Here is a 4840-nt window from a genome sequence, read left to right as displayed (position 1 = left end):
AACCAGTGTTCGGTAATACATGTTGGAATGGCTAGCATCTTCGTCCAAAACCGGCACATTAAAACAGCATGATTACCTATTATTCAACAAAGCTTCTAGGGAGCATCTTTTGATAAGCGTATTTCTCGTTGATGACCACGAACTGGTACGTGCAGGTATTCGTAGCATCTTGGAAGATATCAAAGGTATCCAGGTCGTCGGCGAAGCCAACTGTGGTGAGGATGCGGTGAAGTGGTGCCGTAATAATAGTGCCGACGTGGTGCTGATGGATATGAGCATGCCCGGCATTGGCGGCCTTGAGGCCACGCGTAAGATTGTGCGCTACGCCCCAGACAGCAAAATCATCATGCTGACTATCTATACGGAGAACCCGCTGCCGGCGAAAGTTATGCAGGCAGGGGCTTTCGGGTACCTGAGCAAAGGTGCTGCGTCGCAGGAAGTGGTCAGCGCGATTCGCTCCGTGAACGCCGGGCAGCGCTACATCGCTTCAGATATTGCTCAACAGATGGCGTTAAGCCAGCTTGAACCGCAGAAAGCGGAATCGCCTTTCAGCTGTTTGTCGGAACGCGAATTGCAGATTATGCTGATGATCACCAAAGGCCAGAAAGTAACGGAAATTTCCGAACAGCTTAACCTGAGCTCGAAAACCGTTAACAGCTATCGCTACCGCATGTTTAGCAAGCTTAACATCAGTGGTGACGTAGAGTTAACGCATCTGGCCATTCGTCATGGCCTATTCAATGCGGAGCCGTTAATCAGTAGTGAGTGATCTATTTGATGCTAAGTCTTTCCTGAAAACCGTCACCAGTCAGCCTGGTGTCTACCGGATGTATGATGCCGGCGGCACAGTCATCTATGTCGGTAAAGCGAAAGATCTCAAAAAGCGCCTGACCAGCTATTTTCGCGGTAATCTCGCCAGCCGGAAAACCGAAGCGCTGGTGGCACAAATTCAGCAAATTGATGTAACGGTAACGCACACGGAAACCGAGGCGTTACTGCTTGAGCATAACTACATCAAGCTCTATCAGCCGCGCTATAACGTGCTGCTGCGTGACGATAAATCTTATCCTTATATCTTCCTGAGCGCGGATACCCACCCACGCCTTGCCAGTCACCGCGGCTTCAAGCATGCGAAAGGGGAGTACTTCGGTCCTTTTCCAAATGGTTATGCGGTGCGCGAAACGCTGTCGCTGTTGCAAAAAGTCTTTCCGGTACGCCAGTGCGAAAACAGCGTTTACCGCAATCGCACGCGTCCCTGCCTGCAGTATCAGATTGGTCGCTGCCTCGGGCCCTGCGTCGCAGGACTGGTTTCGGAAGAGCAATATGCGCAGCAAATTGATTACGTGCGACTGTTCCTGTCCGGCAAAGATGATCAGGTGCTGAACCAGCTGGTGGGACGTATGGAAAACGCCAGTCACGATCTGCGCTTTGAAGAAGCGACTAGGCTGCGCGATCAAATCCAGGCCGTGCGCCGGGTAACCGAGAAACAGTCTGTCGCTAACCAGGGCGACGACCTTGATGTGATAAGCGTGACGTTTGACTCCGGTATGGCCTGTCTGCATGTGCTGTTTATCCGCCAAGGAAAAGTGCTGGGCAGCCGCAGCTATTTCCCAAAAGTGCCGGGCGGCACCGATCTGTCAGAAGTGGTGCAAACCTTTGTCGGTCAGTTTTACCTGCAGGGGTGCCAAGCGCGCACGCTGCCAGTAGATATTCTGCTGGACTTTACGCTGCCCGAAAAAGATCTGCTGGCGGAGTCGCTGACCGAGCTGGCGGGGCGGCGCGTGTCGATTCAGAGCAAACCGCGCGGCAATCGTGCCCGCTACCTGAAGCTGGCCCGCACCAATGCGGCCACTGCGCTGGTGACGCGTCTGGCGCAGCACTCCACCATCCATCAGCGGCTGGCTGCGCTGGCGCAAACGCTGGAGCTGCCGCCAATCCGGCGTATGGAGTGTTTCGATATCAGCCATACCATGGGCGAGCAGACCGTTGCTTCCTGTGTAATCTTCGATGCTAACGGACCGCTGCGCAGTGAGTATCGTCGTTACAATATTACGGGAATTACCCCCGGTGATGACTACGCCGCGATGAATCAGGTGCTGCGCCGCCGCTATGGCAAAGCGATTGAAGAGAGCAAAATCCCGGATGTGATCCTGATCGATGGCGGGAAAGGACAGCTAGCGCAGGCAAAAACCGTGTTTGCCGAGCTGGATGTTCCCTGGGACAAAAATCGCCCGCTGCTGCTCGGCGTAGCGAAAGGGAGCGATCGTCGGGCAGGCTTGGAAACACTGTTTCTCGAGACGGAAGGTGAGGGCTTTTCGCTGTCGGCGGACTCCCCGGCGCTGCATGTTATCCAGCATATTCGTGATGACTCTCACAATCACGCAATTACGGGTCATCGTAATAAACGGGCAAAAGTGAAGAACACCAGCGCACTTGAAACCATCGAAGGCATCGGCCCGAAACGCCGTCAGTCGCTGCTTAAGTACATGGGGGGCCTGCAACCGCTGATTAATGCCTCGGTTGAGGAGATCGCCAGCGTCCCGGGAATATCACACGCGCTGGCGGAGAAAATCTTCCATGCGCTGAAACACTAAGCATTGCAACACCCGGGGCAATGTAGCAACATAGGGACAAATTCTATTCTGTCCAGACAGTTAGCATAATTATGCCATTTAATATTCCGACCTTACTTACCCTGTTTCGTGTAGTGTTAATCCCATTCTTTATGCTTGCGTTTTATCTGCCATTTCAATGGGCTCCGCTCGCCTGTGCGTTGATTTTTATTTTCGCTGCGGTGACTGACTGGTTCGACGGTTATCTGGCGCGCTGCTGGAAGCAGACCACGCAGTTCGGTGCCTTTCTCGATCCGGTGGCGGATAAAGTGATAGTGGCAATGGCGCTAGTGCTGGTGGCGGAATATTTCCATGCTTGGTGGATTACGTTGCCTGCCGCCACCATGATTGCCCGCGAGATTATCATTTCTGCTCTGCGCGAGTGGATGGCTGAAATCGGTAAACGTAATAGCGTGGCCGTATCGTGGATAGGTAAAGTGAAAACCACGGCGCAGATGTTGGCGTTGTTTGCCCTGTTATGGCATCCAAACGATATGATTGAAGGCGTCGGCGTGGCCGCTTTATATATCGCAGCAGTGCTGACTTTCTGGTCAATGTTTCAGTATCTCAGTGCGGCGCGCGGCGATCTGCTCGAACGGTGATCGCAGTGCTTTAAAAAGCAGCAAACAGATGCTTTGTGAGGTCAATTTTATTGACTCGCTTGGTGAGAACAGTAGAATGCAACGCATCGATAGGAAGCTCGGTTTGCCAGAAGATAAAGCAAGTCAAAGAGTTAATCCAACTATCTGCTTGCTAAGCGGGAATGGCTCAGTCGGTGGAGCACGACCTTGCCAAGATCGGGGTCGCGAGTTCGAGTCTCGTTTACGCTCTAAATTTAGTCAGTAGAGATTAGGCGCGTTGGCAGAGTGGCCATGCTGCGGATTGCAAATCCGTCCACCTCGGTTCGACTCCGGGACGCGCCTCCACTTTACACTCAAGCCCGGGTGGTGAAATCGGTAGACACAAGGGATTTAAAATCCCTCGGCTGTAAGGCTGTGCGGGTTCAAGTCCCGCCCCGGGCACCATATTTAAAGCAGTTTAAAAACAAGCTGTTAGCGATATTGTAAACCACCTAAAGAGGTGGTTTTTTTGTGCTTTCAATTTGGTAAGTGGCAGCAAAATGGCAGCAGGGTGGCAGCGCAACTTTTTTCAGGTTCATTTATTTTGCTTTTGTACGGTTATCTAATGGGTTAAGCGCAACTGCGGCATCAAGGTGATTAGGGGCAAAGTGCGCGTAACGCATAGTCATCATAATCGTGCTATGACCGAGTATCTGTTGAAGCACCAGAATGTTGCCACCACGCATCATAAAATGGCTGGCGAAAGTGTGGCGTAAGACATGTGTGCGCTGTCCCTTCGGTAGTTCAATCCCGGCTCTGTACAGAGCTGCTTTAAATGACTCGTAAGCAGGGGAGAAAAGCGCGCCGCGCTTCTTGGGTAGGATTTTCTGTAATTGGTCGGAAATTGGCACTGTACGGTTCTTTTTGCTTTTGGTCTGGGTAAACGTCAGACGGCCCGGCAAAACCTGTGATTGCTTTAAACTCTCCGCTTCGCTCCAGTGTGCGCCGGTCGCCAGGCAAATTCTTACGATGGTGCCAAGATCTGTGTTGGCTGACTGATCGCACGCCGCCAGTAACCGGTCAATCTCTTCTTCATACAGAAAGGCCAGCTCCTGATCCCCTTCTTTGAACTGTCTGATCCCGGATAACGGGTTGTCGCCTTCCCATTCTCCCAGTCGCTTCATCTCCGAAAACACTGCGTGAAGGTAAGACTGCTCGCGGTTTACTGTCGCCTCACTAAGTTTCTTCTTCCCCTTCTGATTCCATTCACCGCTCAAGCGTCTTTCCCGGTAAACAGCAAATGTGTTCTTATCAAAATGGGTAGCAAGCGGATCCCCCAGGCGCTCACAGATGGCCAGTAATTTCACTTTACGTTCTTCGCCAGATGTCAGCGTTTTGCCGTGCATTTCATACCAGCGCTCAACGAAAGTAGAGAGTGTTACCGCATTATCGTTAACCGCCTGGCCGGATGCGTTATTCATGGTACGGCGCTCAAACGAGAGTGCCTCACCTTTGGTGGCAAACTGCCTGCGTATGCGTTTCCCATCGCGTCCGTATGGGAAGCACTGACACAGCCATTTGCCAGAAGGAAGTTTTCGCACAGTCATTTTTTGACCTGATCGAAAAACTTAGTAATACCGATGCCACCTTGACCATCATATAAAAATT

General features: G+C 52.0%; 4 protein-coding genes and 3 tRNA genes. 6 read left to right on the top strand and 1 reads right to left on the bottom strand.

What is annotated here, in order from left to right; all coding sequences use genetic code 11:
* Positions 1-109 precede the first annotated feature (109 nt).
* From uvrY to BBW68_RS15060, 6 genes are all read left to right on the top strand, one after another.
* Complete coding sequence (gene uvrY / locus BBW68_RS15085) at positions 110-769, top strand: UvrY/SirA/GacA family response regulator transcription factor (protein WP_070135974.1); 660 nt, start codon at positions 110-112, stop codon at positions 767-769.
* Positions 762-2594, top strand: a complete 1833-nt coding sequence (uvrC, locus tag BBW68_RS15080) for an excinuclease ABC subunit UvrC (RefSeq protein ID WP_070135973.1) — start codon at positions 762-764, stop codon at positions 2592-2594. The genes uvrY and uvrC overlap by 8 nt, the downstream gene beginning before the upstream one ends.
* 71 nt (positions 2595-2665) lie before the next feature.
* Positions 2666-3214: a CDP-diacylglycerol--glycerol-3-phosphate 3-phosphatidyltransferase gene (gene pgsA / locus BBW68_RS15075; protein WP_070135972.1), complete on the top strand. Its 549-nt coding sequence runs from the start codon at positions 2666-2668 to the stop codon at positions 3212-3214.
* Positions 3215-3371: 157 nt separating this feature from the next.
* Positions 3372-3443: transfer RNA gene (locus BBW68_RS15070), tRNA-Gly, on the top strand.
* Between the two features lie 21 nt (positions 3444-3464).
* Positions 3465-3538, top strand: a tRNA-Cys gene (locus BBW68_RS15065).
* Between the two features lie 12 nt (positions 3539-3550).
* A tRNA-Leu gene (locus BBW68_RS15060) sits at positions 3551-3637 on the top strand.
* A gap of 134 nt (positions 3638-3771) precedes the next feature.
* Here BBW68_RS15060 and BBW68_RS15055 read toward each other — a convergent pair.
* The gene (locus BBW68_RS15055; RefSeq protein ID WP_070135971.1) at positions 3772-4779 is read right to left on the bottom strand and encodes a phage integrase; all 1008 of its coding nucleotides are present in this window, start codon (positions 4777-4779) and stop codon (positions 3772-3774) included.
* Positions 4780-4840 lie beyond the last annotated feature (61 nt).

Source organism: Candidatus Erwinia dacicola, assembly GCF_001756855.1.
GTDB lineage: Bacteria > Pseudomonadota > Gammaproteobacteria > Enterobacterales > Enterobacteriaceae > Erwinia > Erwinia dacicola.
This window is presented reverse-complemented; position numbering and strand designations above follow the sequence as displayed.

Bases quoted from the DNA above. Each gene is read 5' to 3' on its own strand.
- pgsA (WP_070135972.1), top strand. From the start codon at position 2,666: ATGCCATTTAATATTCCGACCTTACTTACCCTGTTTCGTGTAGTGTTA.
- BBW68_RS15055 (WP_070135971.1), bottom strand. From the start codon at position 4,779: ATGACTGTGCGAAAACTTCCTTCTGGCAAATGGCTGTGTCAGTGCTTC.